The following is a 25,216-nucleotide window of genomic DNA, read 5'->3' on the forward strand; positions in this document are numbered from 1 at the left end:
ACCTGTGTTTATTTCTAATTATTTATATGATACGGAAAGTTTAAATTTTTATTTTATATATTATCACTCCACAAATAGCTGATATTTATTTTTATCCTCATCGGTAATGTTTCTTAATACCCGGCAAGGTATCCCGGCGGCGACCACGTTTGCCGGTATTGAGCGATTAACCACGCTGCCGGCGCCAATCACCGAGTTTTTGCCGATGGTGACGCCCGGGTTGATAATCACCCCCGTGCCCAACCAGACGCCATCCTCAATAACCACTGGCTGCGAGAAGAACTGTTGCGTGTGGCGCAGCGTCGGATGGACCGGGTGTCCGGCGGTGGAAATCGTCACGTTTGGCGCAAACATCACGTCATTGCCAATAGTAATATCAGCGTCATCGACCAGCGTCATATTGAAATTAGCGTAGAAGTTATCGCCAATAGTCGTGTGAATACCGTAGGCAATATAAACCGGCGGTTCGATCCAGCATTTTTTACCCACGCTGGCAAACATCCGTTGGATAATATCGTTTCTTAATTCCTGGTTAAAAGGGTGCGAATGATTATATTCATAGGCTCGTGCTTTTCCCATTAACCGCTGTTCGGGTAATCCATGACCCGCATCAGAATAGAGTTCTCCGCTATTCATGATTTTTCTCATATCCATCGTTTAACTATTCCTAATTTATTTAACACATCCCTGTGAAGTCATTAATTCATCTTTTTATCAAACCGTCATGGCATTATCGCTAATATTTTCCGATTTTCTCTTCCCCGACAAGGTAAAGGCGGAGATTAACGTGACGGCCAGGGCGATTCCGCCAAGGATCATATAGGTATCCTGAAAACCGATCCGGTCATACATATTGCCAGCGAAAGCAGAGAGGAAAATCGCCGCCACCTGTTTGGAAAACTGGAAGCCGACCAGATAAATCGTCGCCGACAGGCGGACATCAAATACGCCGGTAATATATTTAAACGCACCCACCAGCAGGAACGGCACTTCCAGCGCATGGAGCATTTTCAGGGCCACTACTTCCGCAGCGGTCGTGGCGAACGAGGAACCAATCATCCTTGCCGCCATCACCATCCCAGCAATCAGCAGCGTGTTCTTCGCCCCGATGCGGTTAATAATCCACGGCGAGCTGAACATAATTATCGCGTTACAAATTTCCCCGGCGGTGGTCGCAAAACCAAAGGCGCGGGTGCCTGATTCCGGAGTGGCAAAGAAGGATTTAAAGAAGGTGGCAAACTGCTGATCGAAGACGTCATACACACAGGCTACGCCAATCACGTAGAGGATAAACATCCACATTTTACGCTGGCGGAACATGCTCACGGCGGTTTTTAAATCCACCGCCGGGCGATTCGCGCCCAAAGAATCCATCACCTGGGCGCTCTGGCTGGCCTGCGGTTTAGCGATAGCCACCAGCACAACCAGCACCAGCGCGGCGGCCGATCCCATCCAGAACACCCACTCCGGGTTTACGCTAAACAGCATCCCGGCCGTGGTCGCGCACAGCGCCCAGCCGAGGCAGCCAAAAGTACGCGCCTTGCCGTACTCGAACCCGCTATTGCGGCTCACGCGTTCGATATAGGCTTCCATCGCCCCGGCACCGGCGGAGAAAACAAAGCCAATATAAGCACCGCCGCTTAGCGCGCCGAGCCAGATATTGGTTTTCAACAGCGGCGCAAAAACGTAGAGGAAAAAGGGAGCAATCAGCACCAGCAGCACGGTCACTATCCACATCAGGTGCTTTTTCAGCCCGAGCTTGTCGGAAATCACGCCCAGGATGGGCTGAAAGCAGATAGCGAACAGCGACAGGCTGGAGAAAACGATACCGGTCTCGGTTTTATTCAGGCCGATGACATCCGATAGCCAGATCGGCAAAAACGGAAAGCAGGTGGCCATAATGAAAAAGTAGAGAAAGAAGAACAGCCCGAAAATCCAGAAATTGGGGTTGTTTTTATGGGTACAGACGGTCGGGTTCATTGTGTTTTCCTCAAAAAGGGCCGACGCGCGGCCCGTCGCCATCACACGCGTTGCAGGCCAATCAAAATGGCGCTTTCCGGGTCAAGGATTGGCAGCGCCAGTCCCGCCTGTTGTAACCACTCGCCGCTTACGGTCTGCGGCGTCGTCATCCATTCCGGCAGCTTACGCATCGTATGGCCACCCTCTCCTGTAATTTGAATATTCGGATGATCGAGCAGCGTCACCTGATAGCGCGCGCCCGCGTCCAGGCCCGCCACGCGCAGCGGCGCCATCAGGGTGTAGTCCGGCATCGCCAGCTGGCTGACGAGGAAAATAGCCTGGCTCTTATCTTCACTGACCACGCCGTGCGCGAGCGTCGTGGAGTCCGGCATATCTGCCCGCCACTGCACGCCGTGATGGATTAAGTCGCGCCACTGCTTATGCAACGCCGCATATTTGCGATAACCCGCGCGCTCTTGTTCGTCAGCGTTCACCGGGTCCAGCTCAAGGCCCATATGGCCGAACAGCGCCGTCAGGCCGCGAAAAGCAATACTGTGCTGGCGGAAGGTGGCGTGGCAGTGGTGGTTGCCGATGTGCGCGCCCATCACTTCCGGTGGGAAGAAGTAGCTCATGCCGCGCTGAATGGTATTGCGCTCCAGGGCATCGTTATTGTCGGAAGCCCAGAAGCGGTGGCTGCGCTTCAGCACTTCATAGTCGATACGCCCGCCGCCGGAGGAGCAGGATTCAAACTCGATATGCGGGAAACGAGCCACCAGCGTATCCAGCAGGCGGTAGAACTGACGGGTCTGCGCGTCGGCGGCGGCTTTGCCGTTATGCCCTGGCTGCACCAGCTCGCGGTTCATATCCCACTTCACATAGTCCACGGCGTGCTCGCCCAGCAGCCAGCTCATCCGCTCCAGCAGATAGTCAAAGGCTTCGGGGATATTCAGGTTCAGCACAAACTGATGACGCCCAGGGATCAGCGTATAGCCCGGCAGCGCCAGCACCCAATCCGGATGTGCGCGATACAAATCCGAATTCGGGTTAATCATTTCCGGCTCAACCCAGATACCAAACTCCATTCCCAGCGACTTCACGTGGTCGATAACCGGGGCCAGGCCGTTAGGGTATTTTTTCTCGTCGAGATACCAGTCGCCGAGCGCCGCCCAGTCGTCATTGCGCCCTTTAAACCAGCCGTCATCGATGATAAAGCGCTCAACCCCCAGCTCCGCCGCCTCATCCGCCATGCGCATGATGTACTGCGGGTCGTGGTCGAAATAGATCCCTTCCCATGTATTGAGGTGCACCGGGCGCGGTTTGTTGCCGGGGAAACGAATAATCTGCTCGCGCAGGTAGCGGTGGAACTGCTGGCTCATGCCGTTCAGCCCTTGCGCGGAGTAGCTGGCGTAGAGATTCGGGGTCCACAGCGTTTCGCCTTCCGCCAGCGCCATTTCGCCCGGCAGGTAGAGGGCTTCCGCCTGCAGATAGCGGCGACCATCGGTTTTGGCCTCCGCCCGCAGACGGTGGTTGCCGCTCCAGCCCAGATGCACGCCCCACACTTCTCCCTGCATCTCGCTAAAGGCTTTGCTACCGGTAATCAGCGCCGGAAAATGTTCATGAGAGGTGCGTCCGCGGCGGTTTTCCAGCACGAAGCTGTCATGCTCCAGAATCAGACGATGGGGCTGGAATTCACGGATCCAGCGGCCATGAAAGGCCATCACTTCGCGGGCGCGCTCGGCGACCGGCAGCGTAATCGCCAGACGGTCCACCTGCCAGGGCTGCGCGCGCAGGTTGGTTAAACCATGACGAACGCTCAGTACGCCGCTGCTGTCGAGCTGGATTTCACTGCATAACCGCAGGCCTGCCTGCGAGTCTTCGCTGGTAATCGTTAAATTTTGCCCATCCTGCACCACATCGGTGGTGGTAAAAATCGGCGAGGCGTCCAGACCCTGGCGATGACCTTCAATACCCGGCGCGCCGAACAGACCGTGGCCCAGCTCGGCCATTAACGTTACCGGTGAATCAACGTCCACGCGGCTATTGGCGACCGGACGAGCCAGACTGACCGCATCCTGCGGCGAAAAGTGGCTTAAATGCGGCCCCCAGTAGATAATTTCGGCGAACGGATGGGTTTTTATCACCACATCAGCTACAGCGCTTTGCAGGCGTAAAATCGAATCAGACATCAGACATCTCCACAACAAGGAATGCCTTACTGTTGATCCGAAACGTTTCGGACGCCAACCAAAACGTTTCGGATCCGTGATCGAGTTCAGGAAATTAATCTGATGGCAAGGGAATCAGGCGGTTTCGCCGGGGATAAATTCAGGCTGCCAGAGCACCTGGAGAGAGGCGAGATCGTCACCGGCAATCAAGCGACGAACCATGCTGGCTATCTGGCGCCCAACGCCCTGCCGGGTAGATTGAATCACCGCGCCAACCGGGGTTTCAATGATGCTGTCCTGCGGCAAGCCGTCGTAAACCACCAGCGAAACGCGATTTTCGCCGGTAAGACGTCCCTGCTGGGCAAGAGCCATCGCCGCGCCGTCACCGTGGCTGTTGCAATCGGTGACAATCGCCGTGGGCGGTTCAGGCAAACGCAGCAGCTCCATCGTTGCCTGAAACCCACTGCGGCGGGTTGGCGACACGCTGCGCAGCCAGTCCTCGGCTAATCCGGCTTCGCGTAGCGCTTGCAGATAACCGTTGCGGCGTTGAGTAATAAACGCCTGATTATTATTTTCGCTCAATAACGCGATGCGCTGATGCCCCTGGCTAATCAGGTGGCGGGTAGCGCGATAGGTTCCGGCCTGGTTGTCGAAATCAAACCAGGCGTAGGGTTGCGGCAGGCGGCTGCGGCCCAGGGCCAGAAACGGAAAACCCGATGAGAGCAGCTGCGCCAGACGCGGATCGTCATCGAGGGTATGCGCGACAATCAACGCATCAACGCGACGACTCTGCACCATACGCATATACCCGTGCTTGTCGGCTTGTTCATCATCGGCAATCAGCAGTAAATCAATCTCATAGCGCGCCAGCTCGTGGCTGATTTCACCGACCATATCGAGAAAAACGTTGTTATTCAGCGGCGCAGGACGCACGGGGAAAACGAGGCCAACGGCGTCAATTTTGCCCATCTTCAGACGACGGGCGAAGGTATTCGGGCGATATCCGCGACGCTGCGCTTCGGCTTCCACGCGGGCGCGCGTCTCCTGCGACACGTCGTCGTAGCCGTTTAACGCACGGCTGACGGTCGTGACCGAGATCCCAAGTTCTTTAGCAATGGCTTTCAACGACATAAGTATCCCTGTCTTCGCGGGAGAATGCGGCTAGTGTCCCGCAATACGGCCATGGCGTCCAGCATGCCGCCGTGACTAGTTTTGCTCGGCCACCAGCAGCGCCTGAGTATCCGGCTCCAGCGCCTGGAAAACGTGCTCCCGGTCTGCGGGATAGCAAATGTAATCCCCTTCGCCCAGTTCTTCCGGCGCTTCCGTCAGGCCAACCCGCGCTCGCCCCTGGGTGACAATAATATGCTCCACTGAACCCGGCGGATGCGGCTGCGAAATACGGTCCGCTCCCGGCTGGGTCAATAAGAGATAAATATCGCGCCGTGCGCCCGGCGGGCAGGCAGCCAGGAGGATCGCCTGATAGTTTGCCTGCTCGGCGATAACTTTCGTCCCCTCGCCACGACGGATCACCTGGGTCGTATTGACCTGCGGCTCCAGCAGACGAGCGAAGGGAATATCGAGAGCCACGCACAGCGCCCACAGGGTTTCCAGGCTCGGGTTGCCGTTGCCGGACTCCAGCTGCGATAACGTCGATTTGGCAATCCCCGCCCGCCGCGCAACTTCGGCGAGGGAAATCCCGGTACGCGCACGTTCACGTACCAGACTTTTGGCTATCAGACTAATTGGCTGAGTCATACACTGCTCCGTGTTTTTTATAACGAACGATTCGTTCGTCTTGAAATGCGATTCTGTTGCGTTCATTATAATGGAAATTCGTTCGATATGGCTAAAGAGTATGAAGCAGCACTTCGCCAGCCTCAAAGGCGACACCATCAAAGCAATTGTATTAGTCTGCCTGGCGGTCGGCATCGTCGGCATGTCCTACGGCTCGCTGGCTATCGCCTATGGCTTTCCCATTTGGGTGCCTTTTGTCCTCTCAGTTTGCGTGCTGGCGGGTGCTTCTGAGTTTATGTTTATTGGGATTGTCGCCAGCGGCGGCAACCCGTTGGCAGCGGCAGCGGCCGGTTTACTGGTTAACGCCCGCCATATTCCTTTCGGCGTCACGGTACGCGATCTGGTCGGCCAGCGCGCCGCCAGCTTCCTCGGTTGCCACATCATGAACGACGAAAGCGTGGTGTTTGGTCTGTCGCAGAAAACACCCGAACAGCGCCGGGCTGCCTACTGGCTATGCGGTCTGGGCGTGGCGCTGATTTGGCCGCTGGGGGCGTTATTGGGCGCGGGGGTCGGCAAGCTGCTCCCGGCACCGGAGACCATCGGCCTCGATGCGGTATTCCCGGCGATTCTGTTGGCGCTGGTGGTTCCGGCATTTAAAAACCGCACGACGCTTATTCGCGCCTGTAGCGGAGCAGCGCTATCGCTGGCCGCGGTACCCTTTTCGCCGGTTGGCCTGCCGGTCCTGCTGTCGCTGTTTGGCCTGCTGACGAGGAAAAAATAATGGGCAATATGACGCTATTTATTGCCGGTATTGCCGTGCTATCTCTGGGAACCTATTTAATGCGTTTAGGTGGGGCAAAGCTCGGCAACCGTTTAGCCTTTTCCGAACGCTCCCAGGCGCTGCTTTCCGATGCGGCGACGGTGCTGCTCTTTTCCGTGGCGCTGGCGACCACTTTTTATGAAGGGGAGCATTTTGCCGGGATGGCGCGGGTGTTGGGCGTGGGCTTTGCGGTGTTCCTCGCCTGGCGCAAGATGCCGTTGATCGTGGTGATTATTGCCGCGGCCGTGGTGACGGCACTGTTACGAATGGCGGGGATACATTAAAAAACGATTTTGCATTTAGACGATGTGCGTGCATTTCTGCCGGGTGGCGGCTAACGCCTGACCCGGCCTACAAAACCCGATATATCAAAAAATTATACGTCTTACTGTATTTGTGCTTCGATCCAACGGGTAACGGATGCAATCTCCAGCGGCTGCTGCTGATCAACCGTAAACACCGGCCCCAGGCGCATCGGTTCCACCCGTTGCGCCAGTAGCGCCAGCTCCGGGAGATACTCTTCACCCGGATGTCCCGGTTTGCGATCCTGCAACCGCGCGGCGTAGCGCGATACCGCAAGTTCTGGCGAGATGTGATTCCAGACCTCAAGGACCTTTTCAACGCCAGCCTGCTGAAGCAATTGCTGCAATGTTTCACGCGGCTGAAAACCAAACCAGGCGTCGACCAGCCAGACGCAGCCCGCCGGAGACTGACCGACAATCGACCAAATAACCTCATAGGCGGCGCAGCCCAGCTGCCGATTGAAGGGTCGATCAATGTCAGTAAAGCGCGCCATAAAGGGCTCTTTAATACCGTCAATGGTCAGCAGCGGCAGATTAAATGTTGCCGAGAGCTGCCGGGTGACGGTGCTTTTACCCGATGCGGGAATGCCGTTAATTAAAATCACCGTTTTGCAGCCGGGAGTGAGATGTCTGTTCATAACAGCGCGACGACCTCCTCCCGGCTGCTGGCGGCCCGCAGCTTAGTCATCGTTTCGTTATTATCGAGCAACGCGATAATCGCGCGGATCCCCTCCTCAATATGGGCATTGCTGTCCTGCGCGCCGAACATAATGACAATATCCGCCTTCTCGCTATCGGCAAACTGAATCGGTTTGTTCAGCACCACCAGGCTAAAACAGTTACGCCTTACGCCGCATTCGGGCCTGGCGTGGGGGATCGCCACCCCTTCATCAAAAACGTAATACGCACCATGGTGCAGGGTATTATCAATCACCGCCCGGCCGTATTCTGCCGAGATATACCCTTTTGCGACCAGCGGACTGGCCGCCAGGTGAATCACCTTCTGCCAGTCGGACTCCGTGACGCCGACCTGAATGGCATCGGCCTCAATAAGTAATTCTTTTATCGTCATGATGACTCCCTAAGAATCTAATCCTAAATATTGCGGCGAATAACATTGCGCAACTCATCAATACGAATAAAAAGCGCATCTATTTCTTGCCGATGTGTTTTGCTTTTGGCATACACCGACAGCGCCCGGTTATACATCAGCATTAACGCTTTCTGTACTTCGCCATTACCTGGGTTGCCCTGTAATTCGCCTTCCAGCCGGACTATTTCCTCCGCCAGCTGGCGGGACTGTTGGTCATAATCCTGCGGCGGATTATTTTCTTTTTTCCACAGCGTTTTCAAAGATTCAAACATAGCGAGCTCCTCCCTGGCGAACTACAGGGCAACGGAATACCATTAAATAACGAAGGTTTATTTAAACAGAGCGATTTTTTCCATTAATACATGAGTGACCGCGTTATTCGCCGGAATTAAAAACTTGCGCACGCTGTCATTCACTTTGCCTTTTTCAAAGGTAGTTTTGCATTGATCGACCCACTGGACGTTCATTTCCGTGCCGACATTCACTTTATTGATGCCCTCGGTAACGGCCAGGCGCATGTCCTCATCGCTGACGCCGGTACCGCCATGGAGCACTAACGGCACGCCGGTGGCGGCGCTAATTTCTTTCAGCCGCTGGTGCTGGATCTGCGCCTTGCCGGTATACAGGCCGTGTACCGTCCCCACGGAGACCGCCAGCATATCGACCTGTGTCTCATCAACAAAGCGTTTGGCATCTTCCACCGTGGTAAAGCAGATATCTTCCGCAGCCACCGCTTTACCATCTTCCGAGCCGCCGATAGCGCCAAGTTCGCCTTCTACCGTGATATTTCGCGGGCGCGCCATCTCTACCACTATCCGCGTATTGCCAATATTTTCCTCCAGCCCTAAATGGGAACCGTCGTACATTACGGAAGAAAACCCGGCATCCATTGCTGTTTCAATAGCGCTAATATCGGAGCAGTGATCCAGATGCAGGCAGGTCGGCACATTTTCACTTTCCGCTAATGAACAAACGGCATCCACCAGTAAACGATAACCAAGATATTCCGCCGTCCCGGTCGAGATTTGAATCATTAATGGGCTATTGCTTTTTTGCGCCGCTTTAAAAAAAGCGGGCAGCATTTCAATACAGTGCAAATTAAACGATCCAATGGCTTTAAATTTTCTTTCCTGCGCAATTTTCAGAATATCGTTGAAGTTATACAGACTCATGAACATTTTCCCCTTTTGGCTTCGCTGATTTACCGTTTACGAACCATGCCAGTGCGGCAACAAAAACAATGAATAAGGCGACAAACAACCAGTTATTCTGGAAAGCGTGGCCTAATACCAGACCGGAACTGATCACGTCCGAATCGCTAAAGGTGACGCCGGTAAAGCCGTAGCTTTCCAGCATCGGCACCAGAATCGCAGGCAGGAAGGTGATAAACAGGCCATGAACCACGCCGCCAATCATCGCCCCGCGGCGGCCTCCCAGCGCGTTACCAAATACGCCCGCCGTACCGCCAGCAAAGAAGTTGGTTAACAGACCGGGCAGAATCATCGCCAGGCCGAACATCGGGAACACCAGCATGCCGATGATGGAGCCGACGGTGGTCGCCAGGAAACCGACAATCACCGCATTGGGCGCATAGGGGAACAGAACCGGGCAATCCAGCGCGGGCTTGGCGTCCGGGACAATGCGCATTGCGATACCGCGAAATGCCGGAACCAGTTCATTAAGCAGTAAGCGAACGCCGCTGTAGAGCACGAAGACGCCCGCCACAAACTGAATGGACTGCATAAAGGCGTACATCAGGTAATTAATACCGTTGGAGAACTGACCAATATATTCCGGGCCCGCCGCGACCGCCGGGATGAGGTACATCGGCACCATCACCACCGCCATCGCGAGGTAGGTATCCTGGAGGAACTTAAAGTTATCCGGCAGTTCAAGGTCTTCCGTTGAGCGGGAACCTTTACCCACCACTTTCGCCACCGCCGCCTGAACAAGATAACCAATGGTACAGAAGTGCCCCAGCGCCACGTCATCAGAGTCGGTAATCCGCCTGACCACCGGCTGTGCCAGCGCGGGCATCAGCACCGCCATTACGCCGCCGAAAATCCCGCCAGTTAAAATTAACGGCAGCCCGGTCAGTCCGGCTTTATAGCCAATCACCGCGCCAATAGTCGCCATCCATAGCAGCGCTTGCCCGGTCAGGAAGATATATTTCAGCGGCGTGAGGCGGGCGATAATAATATTGACGGCAAAGATCACCAGCAGCGTCAGCGCCACTTCAGAACCTAATTCCCGATTGGCTAATCCGGCAATAGCGGCAACATCGGTAATGTAGCCTTTCATGCCAAATCCCTGGGTAAAGATATCGTTGAGGAACGTTAGCGTGGCGACAATAATGTTGATTCCGGCCATCATGATTAAGAAGCCGAGCAGCGTTTTAAACGTTCCTTCTGCCGTTTTGCCCGGTGATTTTTTTTGCAAAATCAGGCCCAGCATCGCAATAAAGGCGATTAATATCGAAGCCTGACCGAGCAAGTCTTTGACGATAAACTCTACAAAGCTATTCATAGTCCGCTACCTTCAGGTTATGCTCTTTTAAGAATGCAACGATCTTAGTTTCAATCTCATCTTTATCCGTGAGCTTATTCAGTACGACGACGCGCTTAATTTCCTCCTCGCTGGCATCGGCCGTTAATATATCGGCAAAGGTTTTTTGCGTCAGGATCATATCGGATTTAAATGCCCCAGCTTCAGAAACGGTGGTGTGTTCAATATGCGCCGGAATTTCCAGTTTCTTTAAAACAGCTTTTGCCGTCATTTCAATGGCAAAGCTTGAACCGAGGCCGCAGCCACATACGCAAAGAATTTTTAGCATGTAGGGTCTCCTCAAATAATATTGAGTTGTTTGGCAAGTTTATAATGGTGTCCTTCGGTATCAACCAGACGTTTTTTCATACTAACTAAATCAATCGGAATCGGTTTGTTACTTGAATTAATTATAATGGCTTTATTTTTCATCCCGGACTGGATACAACGAACCACTTCGCTGGCCATAATCGTGCCCTGATAAATTTCTTCGCAGGTTGGGTCACCACTGCGTAAACCGTAGCCCACGATGGTTTTACGAATCCGTACGCCAATTCTCGGTTCAAGCTGCTTTATCATGGTATCAATGGCCCCCTGGAATCCGGGGGAGTACTCCCTGGTGTAGCCTTCGGAGCAGAGAATCACAACGCTGTTCTGCCTGGCCAGTTTCTGCTTTACGCGCTCGGCCAACGTTTCCAGCGGCATCTGTGATTCCGGGATAAGGGCAATATCAGCATTACATTTTATCGCCGACTGCAACGTTAGCTCTCCACAATAACCTCCTAATATTTCAACCATAAATACGCGGCCCGGCAATGCTCTTCCGGTATTTCTTAAACGGGAGACTTCTTTAATAATCTGCTCACAAGCGGTAGAGAAACCAATGGTATAATCGCTACCGTACACATCGTTATCAATCGTCATCCCAACGCCAAAACAGTTAATATCAAATTCGCTGAGGGTATTAAGAAACTGGAGGCTACCGTCACCGCCGGCCATAATCAGCACATCAACACGCAGTGATTTAATTTTTTTGGCAATAACTTCATATTCACTACGCTGTAGTTTTCGGCTAGTACGTCCGGAGGTAATAATCGGAATAGCGGCAATCGAGAAATCGACCAGATCGCGCCAGGCGACCACTTGATGTTTTTTATCCAACAGTCCAGGTATTCCACCATTAAAAATGGTGATCTCAGCATTCGCCATTTTGGCAATCTGGAATATAAAATTATTAATTCCAGAGACATCTCCACCACTAATAACAATGCCAATTTTCATTGCCCGCCTCCGTTGTTTTCTCTGCCAACATTTTTCCTCGACTTCAAGCCTGTTATTTGCAATAGAGATCACAATATGCCGATAATTTCGCTCCAGCCTAATATTGACAACCGATTTATTACGCTATTTTTTGTGATCAATATCTCTTTTATAAAGTGAGATCGGCTTAACAGTTAATTTTTTATTCTGTTTAAGATCATTAAGTTACTTAATTCGATAATTCCCTGTGCTGGCTGCGTGTTTCTGCCAATAAATCCTTTTTTGCGGAAAGAAAGAAATGTGATAAACCGCGCATTTTTTTACGGCAGGAAGGTTTTCCTCTAACCTGCCCGCTCTGAATTTGTGTGCCTGCGCACAAAGTACGCTTGAGCTTACCGGGCAAAATGTCACCGAGCGCTGACATATTGCCGCTCATCTCTTCATCGTCTCACCGTTAAAATCGTATGAAACAGGTTTTAACGGAGTCTCACCATGGCAGCCCTTACAGCGAACTGTATTGACCTGAATATTCAGGGCAATAGCGTTTATTCCATCCTCAAGCAGTTGGCGGACATAGCCTTTCATAATGGTTACGTCAGCGACCGTAATCAGTTTTTGCAAACGCTGTTGCTGCGCGAAAAGCTGCACTCTACCGGATTTGGTTCAGGCATCGCCGTTCCTCACGGCAAAAGCGCCTGCGTGAAGCAGCCCTTCGTGCTGTTTGCGCGTAAATCAGCAGATGTTGACTGGAAGGCCAGCGACGGCGAAGACGTCAACTGCTGGATCTGCCTCGGCGTGCCGCAAACCGGCGAGGACGATCAGGTCAAAATCATCGGCACCTTGTGCCGCAAAATTATCCATCAGGATTTTATCAACCAGTTGAAACAGGGCGACGCCAACCAGGTACTTGCCCTGCTCAATCAGACCTTAACCTCATAAGGAAGCGGCTATGGAGTCATCCTTACGTTTAGTGGCGATCACCAACTGTCCTGCGGGAATCGCCCACACCTATATGGTGGCGGAAGCGCTGGAGCAAAAAGCGCGTTCGCTCGGCCATACCATTAAAGTCGAAACCCAGGGTTCAAGCGGCGTGGAAAACCGGCTGACCAGTGAGGAAATTGCCGCCGCGGATTACGTGATTCTGGCAACAGGCCGCGGCTTAAGCGGTGAAGACCGCGCGCGCTTCGCCGGGAAAAAGGTCTACGAGATCGCCATTTCTCAGGCGCTGAAAAATATTGACCAGATTTTTATGCAGTTGCCTTCACATTCACAGCTGTTTGCCGCCGATAGTGGCGTCAAGCTGGGTAAACAGGATGTACAGCAGGGAAGCGTGATGAGCCACCTGATGGCGGGCGTTTCCGCCGCGCTGCCGTTTGTTATCGGCGGCGGTATTCTGGTCGCCATCGCCAATATGCTGGTGCAGTTCGGTTTACCCTATACGGATATGTCGAAAGGCGCGCCGTCTTTTACCTGGGTCGTCGAATCCATCGGCTATCTCGGTTTCACCTTTATGATCCCGATTATGGGCGCATACATCGCGTGGTCGATTGCCGATAAACCGGCGTTCGCCCCGGCGTTTCTGGTGTGCTATCTGGCGAACGATAAAGGATTGTTAGGTACCCAATCCGGTGCGGGATTTCTCGGCGCGGTCGTGCTGGGGCTGGCAATCGGCTACTTCGTGTTATGGTTTCGCAAGGTACGTCTCGGCAAGGCGCTTCAGCCGCTGCTCGGCTCGATGCTGATCCCGTTCGTCACTCTGCTGGTGTTTGGCGTGCTGACGTACTACGTCGTCGGACCAGTGATGTCCGACATCATGGGTGGTCTGCTGCACTTCCTGAACACTATTCCGCCATCAATGAAAATGGGCGCAGCTTTCCTTGTTGGCGCAATGCTGGCGTTCGACATGGGCGGACCGATCAACAAAACCGCGTGGTTCTTCTGCTTCTCGCTGCTGGAAAAACATATCTATGACTGGTACGCCATCGTCGGCGTGGTGGCGCTGATGCCGCCCGTCGCCGCAGGCATCGCTACCTATTTAGCGCCAAAACTGTTTACCCAGCAGGAGAAGGCCGCCGCCAGCAGCGCGATTGTGGTCGGTGCAACCGTCGCCACCGAACCGGCGATCCCTTACGCGCTGGCCGCGCCGCTGCCGATGATTACCGCCAATACACTCTCCGGAGGCATTACCGGCATGCTGGTGATCGCCTTCGGAATCAAACGTCTTGCGCCGGGTTTAGGTATCTTTGACCCGCTGATCGGCCTGATGTCGCCTGTAGGTTCATTTTATCTGGTGCTGGCAATAGGCCTGGCGCTAAACATTTCGCTAATCATCATTCTGAAAGGATTGTGGCTCAAACGTAAAGCCGCGCAGCAGGAGCTTGCCCATGAACATTGAGTTACTACAGCAGTTATGCGAAGCCAGCGCCGTCAGCGGTGATGAACAGGAAGTCCGCTCGATTTTGATCAATACGCTGGAACCGTGCGTGGATGAAATCACCTTTGACGGCCTCGGCAGCTTTGTCGCCCGCAAAGGGACGCGCGGGCCGAAAGTCGCCATCGTCGGGCATATGGATGAAGTGGGCTTTATGGTGACGCATATCGACGAGAGCGGTTTTATCCGTTTCACCACCATTGGCGGGTGGTGGAACCAGTCGATGCTTAATCATCGGGTCACCGTTCGCACTCGCACGGGGGCTAAAATACCCGGCGTGATCGGCTCCGTGGCACCACATGCCCTGACGGAAAAGCAGAAACAGCAGCCGCTGTCGTTTGACGAGATGTTTATTGATATTGGCGCAAGCTGCCGCGCAGAGGTGGAAAAACGCGGCATTGCGATCGGCGATTTCATCAGCCCGGAAGCAAACTTTGCCCGCTGGGGCGAAGATAAGATCGTTGGCAAAGCGCTGGATAACCGCATCGGCTGTGCCCTGATGGCGGAGCTTTTACAGGCAGTGGATAACCCGGAGATCACCCTGTACGGCGTTGGCAGCGTGGAAGAAGAGGTCGGGCTGCGCGGGGCGCAAACCTCGGCGGAGCATATCAAGCCCGACGTGGTTATCGTGCTGGATACCGCCGTTGCGGGCGACGTGCCCGGCATCGACAGCATCAAATATCCGCTGAAACTCGGCGATGGTCCGGGGCTGATGCTGTTTGATAAACGCTATTTCCCCAACCAGCAGCTGGTCGCCGCGTTAAAACAGAGCGCCGGAGACAGCGGTGCTCCATTGCAGTTCTGCACCATGAAAACCGGGGCAACGGACGGCGGACGTTACAATGTGATGGGCGGTGGTCGTCCGGTGGCTGCGCTGTGCCTGCCGACCCGCTATCTGCACGCCAACAGCGGTATGATTTCAGCGACGGACTATAAGGCGTTGTTCACCCTGGTGCGCGAACTGCTGACCTCGCTGACAGCGGATAAAGTGAAAGCCTTCACCGACTTTCGCCAGGTGAGATAATGCTATCGGAACGCCAGTTAAAGGTCGCGGAGATTCTCGAACAGCAGCCCTGCCTGCTGGGCGAACTGGCGCGACAAACTGGCGTATCGAGCCGCACTATCCTGCGCGATATTGATTACCTCAACTTTACCTTCAGCGGTAAGGCCCGCATTCACCCCGGCGGCGGAGCGGGCTATCAGCTGGATATTGTCGACCGGCGCGGCTATTTCCAGCTTTTACAACGTCATGATAATGATGACCGGTTGCTGGCGATATTACTGCTTAACCCATTTACTACCCGCGTGCAGCTCGCCGCGACGCTGAATTTACCGGAGACCTGGGTCGCCGACAGGTTGCCGCGCCTGAAGCAGCGCTACGCACGCGCCTTCTGCATCCAGAGCCGTCCCGGCGTCGGGTACTTTATTGATGAGCCTGAAGATAAGCGCATTATCCTGCTGGCGAATCTGCTGAAAAAAGATCCACTGTTGATTCCGCTGCCGGGCATGACGCGCGAGAACATCGATCGGCTTCAGCAGGCCTGTGAAAATCTGCATGCTTTTGCGCTGGTTTCCGGGGAGTATCTCGCAAGCGTGGTGCTTGCCGTTTATGCCCTGCGCAACCAGCTCGTCGCCGCCTGGCCTGAGTATCAGCATAGTGCGCTTAACAATGCGGTGGAGCAGGCGGGAATTTATCTCGGTGGCGAGGCGTTCAGCACGCTGGTTGGTTTGTTAGAAATGCAGCAACAGCATACCGCTACGATTTCCGAAGAGGGCGTCGTGTCGCTGCTGAAATCCCTGCCCGGCGTTGCCCCGCTGAATATTATCGACGAACAGCTAGTCGAAAATATTACCGGTCACCTCCTGCGCTGCGTCGCCGCCCCGGTGTGGATCCCGGAGCATCGTCAGGGCAGCATGAATAACCTGAAGGCCGCCTGGCCCGCCGCCTTCGACATGAGCCTGCGTTTTATCGCCCGGCTTCGCGAACAGTTGGATATTCCTCTGTTCGACAGCGACCTGATTGGGCTCTATTTTGCCTGCGCTCTGGAGCGGCATCAGAACGAGCGCCAGCCGATTATTTTGCTCTCCGATCAGAACGCCATCGCCACCATTAACCAGCAGGCGATTGAGCGAGACGTGTTGAACTGTCGAGTGATCATTGCACGTAGCGCAGGTGAAGTGAGCGCTATCAGCGAAGAAATCACCCCGCTGTTAATCATCAATAATAGCCACTATCTGCTTGATGACGCTTTAAAAAATGTTCTTACTATCAAAAACATTATCACCGCAGCCGGTACCGAGCAGATTAAAAACTTCCTCGCCACGGCCTTTATCCGCCAGCAGCCTGAGCGTTTCTTTTCACAGCAGGGCAGCTTCCATTACACTAATGTGTTGGGCGAAAGCTGGCAGGAGATTATCGGCCGGATCTGCGGACAGCTTGTGGCGCAGAACCATATCACCGAAGACGAGGCGCTGCGCATCTGCGCCAGGGAACATGAGGGTGAAAACCTGATTGTGAATCATCTGGCGATCCCCCACTGCTGGAGCGAGCAGGAGCGCCGCTTTCGCGGATTCTTTATCACCCTCGCGTGCCCCGTGCAGGTCAATAACGAGCCGGTCAGCCATGTGCTCATCGCCTGCGCCGCCGCCGATGCGCGGCATGAGTTAAAAATCTTCAGCTATTTATCCAGCGTGCTGTGCCGTCACCCGGCAGAGACCATTGCGGGGCTGGCCGGGTATGAAGCGTTTATTACGCTGCTCCGCCAGTAAATCTCTGTAGATCTGTTTTCTCCCATAAAAAATGTGTGGCGATCTTCATCACATTCCAATCAAAACATAGTTTCATTTTTAATTCATGGCGTGGAAAGTACTCAGTGTCTAATAAAAACAGTAGTGTCTAGTGTCTAAATTAAATCGACGCTATTTTCTACTCTATGCGGAACACTGAAAAATGGCGCTGTCGGCGAAAGAAAAGTTATTTCACAAAATACTCACCCATTATGCGCAGAAACCCGCGGGCTTCACGGCTCAGGACTGCGCGGACTTTATGCAGGTTAACCGCAGCGTCATCAGTCATTACCTCAACAGACTGTGCGACGATGGCCATCTCAGTAAAGAAAATACCCGCCCGGTCCGCTTCTTTGTGCAGCAAAATGGCGTAAAAAACGCGCAGGCGTCTCGCATAGTGTCGAAAAAGCACGATGCCTTTCAGCAGTTGATCGGCGCACAGGGCAGCCTGGCTGAAGCTATCGCGCTTTGTCGCTCGGCGGTGGATTATCCCGGCGACGGTCTGCCTGTCCTGCTCTCCGGAGAAAGCGGTGTCGGGAAAAGCCATCTGGCGGCGCTGATTTATCAATATGCCGTCGAGCGCAGCGTGATCGCGGCAGATAAACCCTTTGTGGAGCTTAACTGTGCCGATTACGCCAACAACCCGGAGCTGCTTTCGGCGACGCTTTTCGGCTATACGCGCGGTGCGTTCACCGGGGCCGACCGCGAAAAGCGTGGGGCCTTTGATGATGCGGATGGCGGATTTCTGTTCCTCGATGAGGTCCATCGGCTATCAGCTGAGAACCAGGAAAAATTATTCCTGTTTATGGACAAAGGCTATTTCTATCGTCTTGGCGATAACCGCACGCGCCATCCGGCGTCGCTGCGCTTTATCTTCGCCACCACGGAGAATATCGACACCGTCCTGCTCAACACCTTCCGCCGACGCATCCCGGTTCGCGTAACGCTGCCCAACTATATTTCGCGCCCGCTTACCGAGCGCGTCGCTCAGGTTAGCCATTTTTTGCATCAGGAAGCGCTCAGCCTGCGCCGAAATATCCATCTCGATAATCAGCTGATGCATCAGTGGGTCACCTCGCCGGTGCGCGGCAATATCGGTGAGTTAAAAAATCAGATCAAAGTGATGTGCGCCAGCGCCTGGAGCGATAATCGCGATGCCGACGTCATTACGCTACAAGACCACTCATCCGGCGGCGAAATAATTAGCATTACCGCCAACCCTCATGATGAAGTACTGAATGCCAGCCAACTGCTGCCAAAAGCGATGCGCGATGAGGTTATTTTTCGCGACTTTTGCCACAGCGGTAACGTGCTGTTACTGAATCGCAAAATGGAGCAATTGCTAACCACGGTTAGCGGCACGGTTGCCGCCGAGTCGCTGTACAGCGGTTATATCTGGCAGAACACCGTTCATGCCCTGGAGGAGCTGGAGAGTTTGACCGGCATCTCCTGTAGCCTGGAGATCCGCAAAGCCGTCTGGCTCTGCGTCAGCTATGCGCTGCATGCTCCTCAGGAGGCGGTTAAAGCTGGCGAACTGCAGGCGATTGCCGACTATGTTTCCGCAAAGGCGCGGCTGCTCGCCGAGGAGTGCCTCGCTTTGCTGAGCAAACATGTCACCCGCCAGCCGCTGCCCCTGCTGCTTCCGCTATTAAGCTGCGCTTTTCATACCCTGGCCGGTGAAGACGACCCCATTCAGGGCATTATCGTTTCCCACGGTCGCGCCACCGCATCGAGCATTGCCGGTATCGCCAATCAGTTGACCGGCGGCTACTACTTTAAAGCCTTCGATATGGCCAACGCGACCTCCACCAGAGAAATCATCGACCTGCTGATCGCCCACGTTTCCCGCCTTAAGCAAGGAGCCGGGCTGATTATCCTGGTGGATATGGGATCGCTGAAAGAGATCTACGAAGAGATTAAGCTCCACCTGCATGGTGAACTGTTGGTTATCAACAACGTCAGCACCGCTATGGCGCTGGATATTGCCGCCAAAATTCAGGACAAGCTGTCGATGGAAGCGATTATTGAGAGCGCCAAAGGGGCCTATGAGGTTGAAACTCGCTACTACGCCGGGATTTTACCGGGGAATAAAATCATTATCTCCTGCATCTCCGGCGAAGGGATCTCCCGCAAGCTGAAAGATATCGTCCAGCGATTTCTGGCGCAGGAAGAGATCGACATCATTACGATGGAGTATGACGATCTGAAATGGAAAATCGCCCACGCTGACCCGGCGCTGAACGGTACCAGGCTTATCATCACCACGACCGATCTGGAAGCGGGCTATATTCCACTGCTAAGCGTAGAGCAGTTGATTAAAGAAAAGTCGCTGGTGTTAAAACGCGATTACTTCAACGGGCTGCTGATGGAAGGTGGTCTGGAGCCGATGATTGACGAGGTAGTGAAGCTGTTTACCGTCGAAGGCGTCGCCAGCCGTCTCAACTTCCTCAATCCGGTGGTGATTATTGATGAAGTCGAAGCGGTGATTAAACAGTATGAATCCTTCTACAAAATCCATTTTGAAAGCTACCTGCGCATCAATCTGTTTATGCATATCGCGCTGATGATCGAGCGAGTGATGGTGAATAACGGCGTGCGCCATCGCGAAGAAGCGGGGCTGACGCTGGAACAGCAGGCTTTCGTCGCCGTCCATGACACCTTTTTCCTGGCGCTGAACCGCAAATACAACATTACCCTGCCGCTCACCGAAGTGCTGATGATTTATGAAATCATGGAGCCGTGGATCGCTTTTGACCCAAGCAATTAACCCTTCGCGGCCAGCGTCGACTGGCCGCTCTCGACACTGCATAAGCGGGCAATTCCAACACTGAAAACAGCGTCCAAAAAACAAATTTTATTCTTTAAAAACATACAAATAAAAACATGGCACGCTGATTGCAAAATCCCTGGCAGATACCTGAAAAGATTAAGGAACGCGAAATGCGAGAGATGTACATCGCAACTCATGGCCGCTATGCCGAAGGGATTGTCTCAGCATTGAATTTGCTGATTGGTGACGATCATGGCGTCACGCCTGTCTGCGCCTATTGCGGCGAAATTGGTTCGACAGCTGAACTGGCTACGCGCTTTGACGCTTTCGCCCGCCAGGCTGCCGGTCGCGGCAACGAACTGGTGCTGTTTACCGATATGCCCGGCGGCAGCGTCAACAATACCGCCGTGCAGATGATGGTCAAATATCCCCACGCTCACGTTATCAGCGGCGCCAACCTGATTATGTTGATGGAGTTTTGCATGTCGGAACATGCCGATACCGCGCAGCGGCTTCAGGATGCGGTTGCCGCCGCCAGTGGGGCGATGCAGTACATGAATCTGTTGCCAGAAATCATCTCGGCGCGCCAGGCAACGCAGCAGCAGACCCAGGACGATATTGACGATTTTTTTGCCGGGGAGGAAAACCTGTGACTATCGCACTCGAAGTGCTTGATGCCCGTTACCTCACCTCTCAGCCGGGGTTAGATAATGTCTGGCTTAATGAGGCCATCAGTGAAGTTCTGATCCAACTCGATGCCATGCTGCCGCGCTTTACGGCAACTTTTCCCGCCGCCAGCGCCACCGATGGGCGCTACGAAGACGTGGAAAAAGTCGACTGGACCGAGGGATTCTGGACCGGGATGCTGTGGCTCGCCTGGGAAGTGACCGGCGATGAAAAATACCGCGCGGTGGCGGAAAGCCTGCTCGACAGCTTTGAAGAGCGGCTCGATAAGCAGATCAAAGTGGATACCCACGACCTCGGCTTTCTCTATCTGCTCTCCTGCGTTAATGCCTGGAAGCTCACCGGCAACCTGCGCGCGCGCGAACTCGCCCTGCGCGCCGCCGAGCAGCTGTATCGCCGCTTTAACGCCACGGCGGGCGTGATTCAGGCATGGGGAGATTTAAACGACCCGGCGCGTCAGGGGCGGATGATCATCGACTGCAACCTCAATGTCCCCCTGCTGTTTTGGGCTGCCAGTGAAACCGGAAATCAGCAGTGGCGCGAAGCCGCCAGCCGTCATCTGGCGCAGGCCGCACGCTACCTGGTGCGTGAAGACGCGTCGACCTTTCATACATTTTATCTGGATATAAACAGCGGCCAGCCGCTGCGCGGCGATACGCATCAGGGGTTCAGCGACAGCTCCTGCTGGTCGCGCGGTCAGGCGTGGGGAATTTACGGTTTCGCGCTGGGATATGCCCATACCGGCGATGCCTGGCAACCCGAGCTCTCTCGCCGCCTGGCACACTATTTTCTTAACCGCCTACCGGACGATTTTGTCTGCTACTGGGATCTGATCTTTACCGCTGAAGATAACCAGTATCGGGACACATCTGCGGCGGCGATCGCCGCCTGCGGTCTGGCGGAATTGCTGAAGCTGCTGCCGCTAACCGACCCGCTGCGTCATGCCTACGCCAACGCTGTCGACTTGATGATGCGCAATTTACGCGAGCGCTACTTTGCCCACGCTCAGGACGGCCTGCTGCGCGAAGGCGTTTACAACTTTGGCCGCAATATGGGTATTAACGAACCAAACCTCTGGGGCGATTATTTTTATTTCGAAGCCCTGGTTCGCCTTTCCCGCGTCTGGGCCCCCTACTTTTGCTAACTGGAGCTACACATGATTTCTTTAGTACGTATTGACGATCGTTTGATCCACGGACAGGTTGCCGTGGTCTGGACCAAGCATCTGGGCGTGAACCGCATTCTGGTCGCCAATGACCAGATCGTGAATAACGAAGTGCAAAAAATGTCACTGCGCATGGCGGCTCCCGATACCGCCAAGTGCGCCATTATGGCGGTGAAAGATGCGGGCGATGTGCTTAACGACCCGCGTTCAGAAGCCATGAAAATTATGGTGATCGTAAACAATTCTGCCGATGCCCGCCGTCTGGTCGAGCAGGTGTCGGGGATAAAAACCCTGAACGTCGCCAATTTTGGACGCATTACCGACAATTTGGCGGCGAAAAAGCGCATAAGTGACACCGTCTACGTGACGCCGGAAGATGTGGCGGATTTCCACGCCATCGCCGACCGCGGCGTGGCCGTTGAATATCAGGTCCTGCCTTCTCACCCGGTGAAAAACCTGATTGAGATGCTGGATAACGCCGCCAGCTAAGCGAGGTTGCTATGTTAACGTCTGCATTACTTGTTGCGCTGGTGATGTATATCGCCAAATTCGCCGACCACACTCTAGGGCAACCGTTAATCGAACGACCGCTAATCTGCGGTGCGATGGTCGGCTTTGTGCTGGGTGATTTCGAACAGGGGATTATTATCGGCGCCACGCTGGAGCTCATTTTTCTTGGCACGATTACCATCGGCGGTTCCGTCCCGGCCGATCTGGCAGTAGGTTCGGTACTGGCGACCGCCTTCACTATCCTGACAAAAGCAGAACCTGCCGTCGCAGTGGCGCTGGCACTTCCCATCAGCCTGCTGGCGGTGTTCGTCTATCAGGTATTAAAACTGGTCTATACCGCGCTGGTCGAGAAATACGATGCATTGCTTGAAGAGGGGCGCGACCGCGCCGCGCTTGGCATCACGCTAGGTATGACGATGTTTTACGGCGTGCCGTTCGCGGTGCTGGCGTTCTTCGGCATTCTGTTCGGTACTGATGTGATCCGCAGTTTAGTGGAAAGCATTCCGGGTACGGTGATGCGTGGAATGACCGCCGTTGGGGGCATTTTACCTGCGCTGGGCTTCGCTATTCTTTTAAAAGCACTATGGAACCGCAATATTGCCGCCTTTTTCTTTATCGGCTTTGCGATGGCGGCCTATCTGCAACTGCCAATTATGGGCATCGCGATTATCGCTGCTTCCGTTGCCGTCTATCTCTGTTTCAACGAATTCAACCAGTTGAAAGTGAACAAACAATCAGTAACCGCCGCCCCGGCATCGGTTGACGATAAGGATGGGTTCTTCAATGACTGATATCCAACACAGCGCGTCTGGCGCGAATGATGATAGCAAAAGCGAAAAAAAGATGTTCCGTCAGCTTTTTTTTCGCCAGTTCCAGTTACTGGGCTCCATGAACTTCACCCGCATGGAAGGGTTGAGCTACGGCTGGATCCTTGCGCCGCTGCTAAAAAAAATCTATACCGGCAATCCGCACGGCTATATTGAGTCGCTAAAACGCAATAGCCAGTTCTTTAATACCAACCAGCATCTGGCTCCGTTTATTATGGGCCTGACGCTATCGATGGAGAAAGAGAACGCCACGAACCCGAACTTTGATACTTCCAGTATTAACGGCATCAAAGTGGCCTTAATGGGACCGTTCGCTGGCGTGGGTGATTCATTCTTTTATGGCGTACTGCGTATTATCGCAACGGGGATTGCTATCGGCCTGGCGTCACAAGGAAATCCGCTGGGGCCACTGCTGTTCCTGCTCATTTATAATATTCCCAGCTACCTGCTGCGCTATTACGGCGGGGTAATGGGCTATCGGCTGGGCTCGAAATATATTGCAGAGGCAACGCAGTCGGGACTGCTCTCCTGCATCACCAAAGCCTCAGCGATGATGGGTTTGATGATGGTGGGGGCGATGAGCGCCAGCATGGTGAAGTTTACCACCACCTTTAAAACGACGATTGCCGGGCAGCCCTTTGTGCTACAGGAGATCCTCGACAAAATATGCGTTGGCTTAATTCCTCTGCTTTTAGTATTGGGCTGCCTGAAGCTGCTGAATAAAAAGGTTAGCCCAAATAAGGTATTAATTATGCTGATTGTCTTTGGCTTTGCGGCCGCGGGCATTGGGGTTATTTAATTTATCATCAGGCTCCCTGTAATAAAGGGATAGAACAGGTAGTCCGGACAGAACCACGCTGCTGGTTATTTCCCGGAGGCGGCGCGTTGCGCCTGTCCGGGCTACAAAAGCCCTATAAATGGTTAATGTTTAAATAGAAAAACCGTCAGCATCTAATAGCAACAAAAATATTATAATCAATATATTTATTTTAAGGATTTTATATCCTGAGGCAATAATTGTATTTATTCGCAAAATAATGGCAGTCAATAAACTCTACAGGAATAAAAATGAAAATATTACGCACGCTGTTGATAGGCATACCGCTGTCCTGCTTTACGCTAAATGTATTTGCCGCAGCCACCTGGGTTGATAATCGCTACGCGCACACTACGGCATCTGAGAAAAATCAGTATAAAATTGGCCTTGGTCATATATTTGATAATGGTGCGGGCATTCTGGCTTCCGCCATGTACGATCTCGGGCAAGACTTTAATCAGATGAAAAGCTCCTTTCAGGAGTTTGAAGGTTGGTACCCAATTCCGCTTAATGAAAAATGGACGCTGACGCCGGGGGGGCTAACCGATATTGACAGTAATGGAACGAAGCTGGCTCCTTATATCAGTCTCGATTATAAAATCAGTAAAACATTAAGTTTTAGCAGCCGCTATCGCTATAACCATATGACCCATAAAGAGCGCGATTATAATGGCGAGATGGATTATAACGACAGCCATCAGTTCGACCTGTTCCTTAATTACCAGGCGACAGAGAAACTGTGGCTCCAGCTCAACCCGGAATTTTTCGTTAACACCAACGACTTCAATGCTTCTAACGGGCAGAAAACCCACTGGGAGCCGAGCATTGTAGCGCGCTATCGTGTTGATAAGCACTGGCTTCCCTATGCGGAAGTCGCCTGGCTGGATCAGGACCAGAATCATGACGATCAGATAAGATTCCGCCTCGGAATTCGCTATTACTTCGATTAAATGCAACCAGGACACAAGCTATTGTGCCCGCATTTCTGCCGGGCGGCGGCTAACGCCTTGCCCGGCCTACAATATCAATTCATTGCACTTCAGACACAAAAAAAGCGCCCTGAGGCGCTCTTTCGACAGTAGCTTGAAGCTTATTTGTTCAGTTCCGCTGTCATATGCACACGGTTACCGGTAAACGCTTCGGTAATTTTGTAAGATGATGCGCCAGCGGCCTGGGCCTGAGCGGCGATTTTCGCTTCTGCACCGTCGATAGTCATAGCGGTAGCGGTCACGGTTTCAGCGGCAAAGGAACCGAAAGAAGCGGCCAGAGCGATAACTGCAACAAAAGTTTTGATGCTTTTCATGATATAAACCCTTTACGTTAGTTGTTTGTATAAGGCGTTGTGCCT

27 protein-coding genes are annotated in these 25,216 nt (G+C 53.5%); 13 read left to right on the top strand and 14 right to left on the bottom strand.

What is annotated here, in order from left to right; genetic code table 11:
• Positions 1-63: 63 nt before the first annotated feature.
• From FN082_RS08740 to FN082_RS08760, 5 genes are all read right to left on the bottom strand, one after another.
• Entirely contained in the window at positions 64-654 is a 591-nt protein-coding gene (locus FN082_RS08740) for a maltose acetyltransferase domain-containing protein (protein ID WP_139537263.1), read from the bottom strand.
• A gap of 60 nt (positions 655-714) precedes the next feature.
• Positions 715-1,980, bottom strand: a complete 1,266-nt coding sequence (locus tag FN082_RS08745) for an MFS transporter (RefSeq protein ID WP_139537262.1) — start codon at positions 1,978-1,980, stop codon at positions 715-717.
• Between the two features lie 41 nt (positions 1,981-2,021).
• Positions 2,022-4,145, bottom strand: coding sequence for an alpha-galactosidase (locus tag FN082_RS08750; protein ID WP_139537261.1), 2,124 nt, complete (start codon positions 4,143-4,145; stop codon positions 2,022-2,024).
• Between the two features lie 114 nt (positions 4,146-4,259).
• Entirely contained in the window at positions 4,260-5,255 is a 996-nt protein-coding gene (locus FN082_RS08755; RefSeq protein WP_142462268.1) for a substrate-binding domain-containing protein, read from the bottom strand.
• A 75-nt stretch (positions 5,256-5,330) separates the two neighbouring features.
• On the bottom strand, positions 5,331-5,879 hold the full coding sequence (locus tag FN082_RS08760) for a helix-turn-helix domain-containing protein (RefSeq protein ID WP_142981451.1): 549 nt from the start codon (positions 5,877-5,879) through the stop codon (positions 5,331-5,333).
• 100 nt (positions 5,880-5,979) lie between these two features.
• Here FN082_RS08760 and FN082_RS08765 point away from each other — a divergent pair, with 100 nt between their 5' ends.
• On the top strand, positions 5,980-6,639 hold the full coding sequence (locus tag FN082_RS08765; protein WP_139537259.1) for an AzlC family ABC transporter permease: 660 nt from the start codon (positions 5,980-5,982) through the stop codon (positions 6,637-6,639).
• Complete coding sequence (locus FN082_RS08770) at positions 6,639-6,962, top strand: AzlD domain-containing protein (RefSeq protein WP_142981452.1); 324 nt, start codon at positions 6,639-6,641, stop codon at positions 6,960-6,962. Before FN082_RS08765 ends, FN082_RS08770 begins: the two co-directional genes overlap by 1 nt.
• A gap of 101 nt (positions 6,963-7,063) precedes the next feature.
• Here the strand turns inward: FN082_RS08770 and FN082_RS08775 are convergent, their stop codons facing one another.
• The 8 genes from FN082_RS08775 to FN082_RS08810 all read right to left on the bottom strand — a co-directional run bounded on the left by FN082_RS08775 (position 7,064) and on the right by FN082_RS08810 (position 12,313).
• Positions 7,064-7,618, bottom strand: a complete 555-nt coding sequence (locus tag FN082_RS08775; RefSeq protein WP_142981453.1) for an AAA family ATPase — start codon at positions 7,616-7,618, stop codon at positions 7,064-7,066.
• Positions 7,615-8,052, bottom strand: coding sequence for a PTS sugar transporter subunit IIA (locus tag FN082_RS08780; protein WP_142981454.1), 438 nt, complete (start codon positions 8,050-8,052; stop codon positions 7,615-7,617). The genes FN082_RS08775 and FN082_RS08780 overlap by 4 nt, the downstream gene beginning before the upstream one ends.
• Positions 8,053-8,075: 23 nt before the next feature.
• On the bottom strand, positions 8,076-8,345 hold the full coding sequence (locus tag FN082_RS08785) for a hypothetical protein (RefSeq protein WP_139537255.1): 270 nt from the start codon (positions 8,343-8,345) through the stop codon (positions 8,076-8,078).
• A 57-nt stretch (positions 8,346-8,402) separates the two neighbouring features.
• On the bottom strand, positions 8,403-9,245 hold the full coding sequence (locus tag FN082_RS08790) for a class II fructose-bisphosphate aldolase (protein ID WP_139537254.1): 843 nt from the start codon (positions 9,243-9,245) through the stop codon (positions 8,403-8,405).
• On the bottom strand, positions 9,232-10,599 hold the full coding sequence (locus FN082_RS08795; protein ID WP_139537253.1) for a PTS sugar transporter subunit IIC: 1,368 nt from the start codon (positions 10,597-10,599) through the stop codon (positions 9,232-9,234). Before FN082_RS08795 ends, FN082_RS08790 begins: the two co-directional genes overlap by 14 nt.
• Positions 10,592-10,906, bottom strand: a complete 315-nt coding sequence (locus tag FN082_RS08800; protein WP_139537252.1) for a PTS sugar transporter subunit IIB — start codon at positions 10,904-10,906, stop codon at positions 10,592-10,594. Before FN082_RS08800 ends, FN082_RS08795 begins: the two co-directional genes overlap by 8 nt.
• An 11-nt stretch (positions 10,907-10,917) precedes the next feature.
• Positions 10,918-11,898 (bottom strand): 6-phosphofructokinase, encoded by a 981-nt coding sequence (locus FN082_RS08805; protein ID WP_139537251.1) that lies wholly within the window; start codon positions 11,896-11,898, stop codon positions 10,918-10,920.
• A gap of 208 nt (positions 11,899-12,106) precedes the next feature.
• Positions 12,107-12,313 carry a hypothetical protein gene (locus tag FN082_RS08810; RefSeq protein WP_142462270.1) on the bottom strand — a complete coding sequence of 69 codons (207 nt, stop codon included), beginning with the start codon at positions 12,311-12,313 and terminating at the stop codon, positions 12,107-12,109.
• 56 nt (positions 12,314-12,369) lie between these two features.
• Between FN082_RS08810 and FN082_RS08815 the strand changes: the two genes are divergently transcribed.
• The 11 genes from FN082_RS08815 (at position 12,370) to FN082_RS08865 (ending at position 24,818) form a co-directional block, all read left to right on the top strand.
• Positions 12,370-12,816, top strand: a complete 447-nt coding sequence (locus tag FN082_RS08815; protein WP_142462271.1) for a PTS fructose transporter subunit IIA — start codon at positions 12,370-12,372, stop codon at positions 12,814-12,816.
• 10 nt (positions 12,817-12,826) lie between these two features.
• On the top strand, positions 12,827-14,272 hold the full coding sequence (locus FN082_RS08820; protein WP_142981455.1) for a PTS fructose-like transporter subunit IIBC: 1,446 nt from the start codon (positions 12,827-12,829) through the stop codon (positions 14,270-14,272).
• On the top strand, positions 14,262-15,332 hold the full coding sequence (locus FN082_RS08825) for an aminopeptidase (protein ID WP_142981456.1): 1,071 nt from the start codon (positions 14,262-14,264) through the stop codon (positions 15,330-15,332). The genes FN082_RS08820 and FN082_RS08825 overlap by 11 nt, the downstream gene beginning before the upstream one ends.
• Complete coding sequence (locus FN082_RS08830; protein WP_142981457.1) at positions 15,332-17,077, top strand: putative frv operon regulatory protein; 1,746 nt, start codon at positions 15,332-15,334, stop codon at positions 17,075-17,077. Before FN082_RS08825 ends, FN082_RS08830 begins: the two co-directional genes overlap by 1 nt.
• A gap of 181 nt (positions 17,078-17,258) precedes the next feature.
• The gene (locus tag FN082_RS08835; protein ID WP_142981458.1) at positions 17,259-19,862 is read left to right on the top strand and encodes a sigma 54-interacting transcriptional regulator; all 2,604 of its coding nucleotides are present in this window, start codon (positions 17,259-17,261) and stop codon (positions 19,860-19,862) included.
• Positions 19,863-20,035: 173 nt separating this feature from the next.
• Positions 20,036-20,518 carry a PTS sugar transporter subunit IIA gene (locus FN082_RS08840; protein ID WP_142462276.1) on the top strand — a complete coding sequence of 161 codons (483 nt, stop codon included), beginning with the start codon at positions 20,036-20,038 and terminating at the stop codon, positions 20,516-20,518.
• Positions 20,515-21,693 (top strand): glycoside hydrolase family 88 protein, encoded by a 1,179-nt coding sequence (locus FN082_RS08845; protein WP_142981459.1) that lies wholly within the window; start codon positions 20,515-20,517, stop codon positions 21,691-21,693. The genes FN082_RS08840 and FN082_RS08845 overlap by 4 nt, the downstream gene beginning before the upstream one ends.
• A gap of 12 nt (positions 21,694-21,705) precedes the next feature.
• On the top strand, positions 21,706-22,203 hold the full coding sequence (locus tag FN082_RS08850; protein WP_142981460.1) for a PTS system mannose/fructose/N-acetylgalactosamine-transporter subunit IIB: 498 nt from the start codon (positions 21,706-21,708) through the stop codon (positions 22,201-22,203).
• Between the two features lie 11 nt (positions 22,204-22,214).
• Positions 22,215-23,015, top strand: a complete 801-nt coding sequence (locus FN082_RS08855; RefSeq protein ID WP_142981461.1) for a PTS mannose/fructose/sorbose/N-acetylgalactosamine transporter subunit IIC — start codon at positions 22,215-22,217, stop codon at positions 23,013-23,015.
• Positions 23,008-23,850: a PTS system mannose/fructose/sorbose family transporter subunit IID gene (locus tag FN082_RS08860; protein WP_142981462.1), complete on the top strand. Its 843-nt coding sequence runs from the start codon at positions 23,008-23,010 to the stop codon at positions 23,848-23,850. The genes FN082_RS08855 and FN082_RS08860 overlap by 8 nt, the downstream gene beginning before the upstream one ends.
• 269 nt (positions 23,851-24,119) lie before the next feature.
• The gene (locus FN082_RS08865) at positions 24,120-24,818 is read left to right on the top strand and encodes an oligogalacturonate-specific porin KdgM family protein (protein ID WP_142981463.1); all 699 of its coding nucleotides are present in this window, start codon (positions 24,120-24,122) and stop codon (positions 24,816-24,818) included.
• 140 nt (positions 24,819-24,958) lie between these two features.
• On the opposite strand, the gene FN082_RS08870 is transcribed toward FN082_RS08865, so the two are convergent.
• Complete coding sequence (locus FN082_RS08870) at positions 24,959-25,171, bottom strand: YdgH/BhsA/McbA-like domain containing protein (protein ID WP_139537250.1); 213 nt, start codon at positions 25,169-25,171, stop codon at positions 24,959-24,961.
• Positions 25,172-25,216 lie beyond the last annotated feature (45 nt).

Source organism: Klebsiella spallanzanii (assembly GCF_902158555.1).
GTDB lineage: Bacteria > Pseudomonadota > Gammaproteobacteria > Enterobacterales > Enterobacteriaceae > Klebsiella > Klebsiella spallanzanii.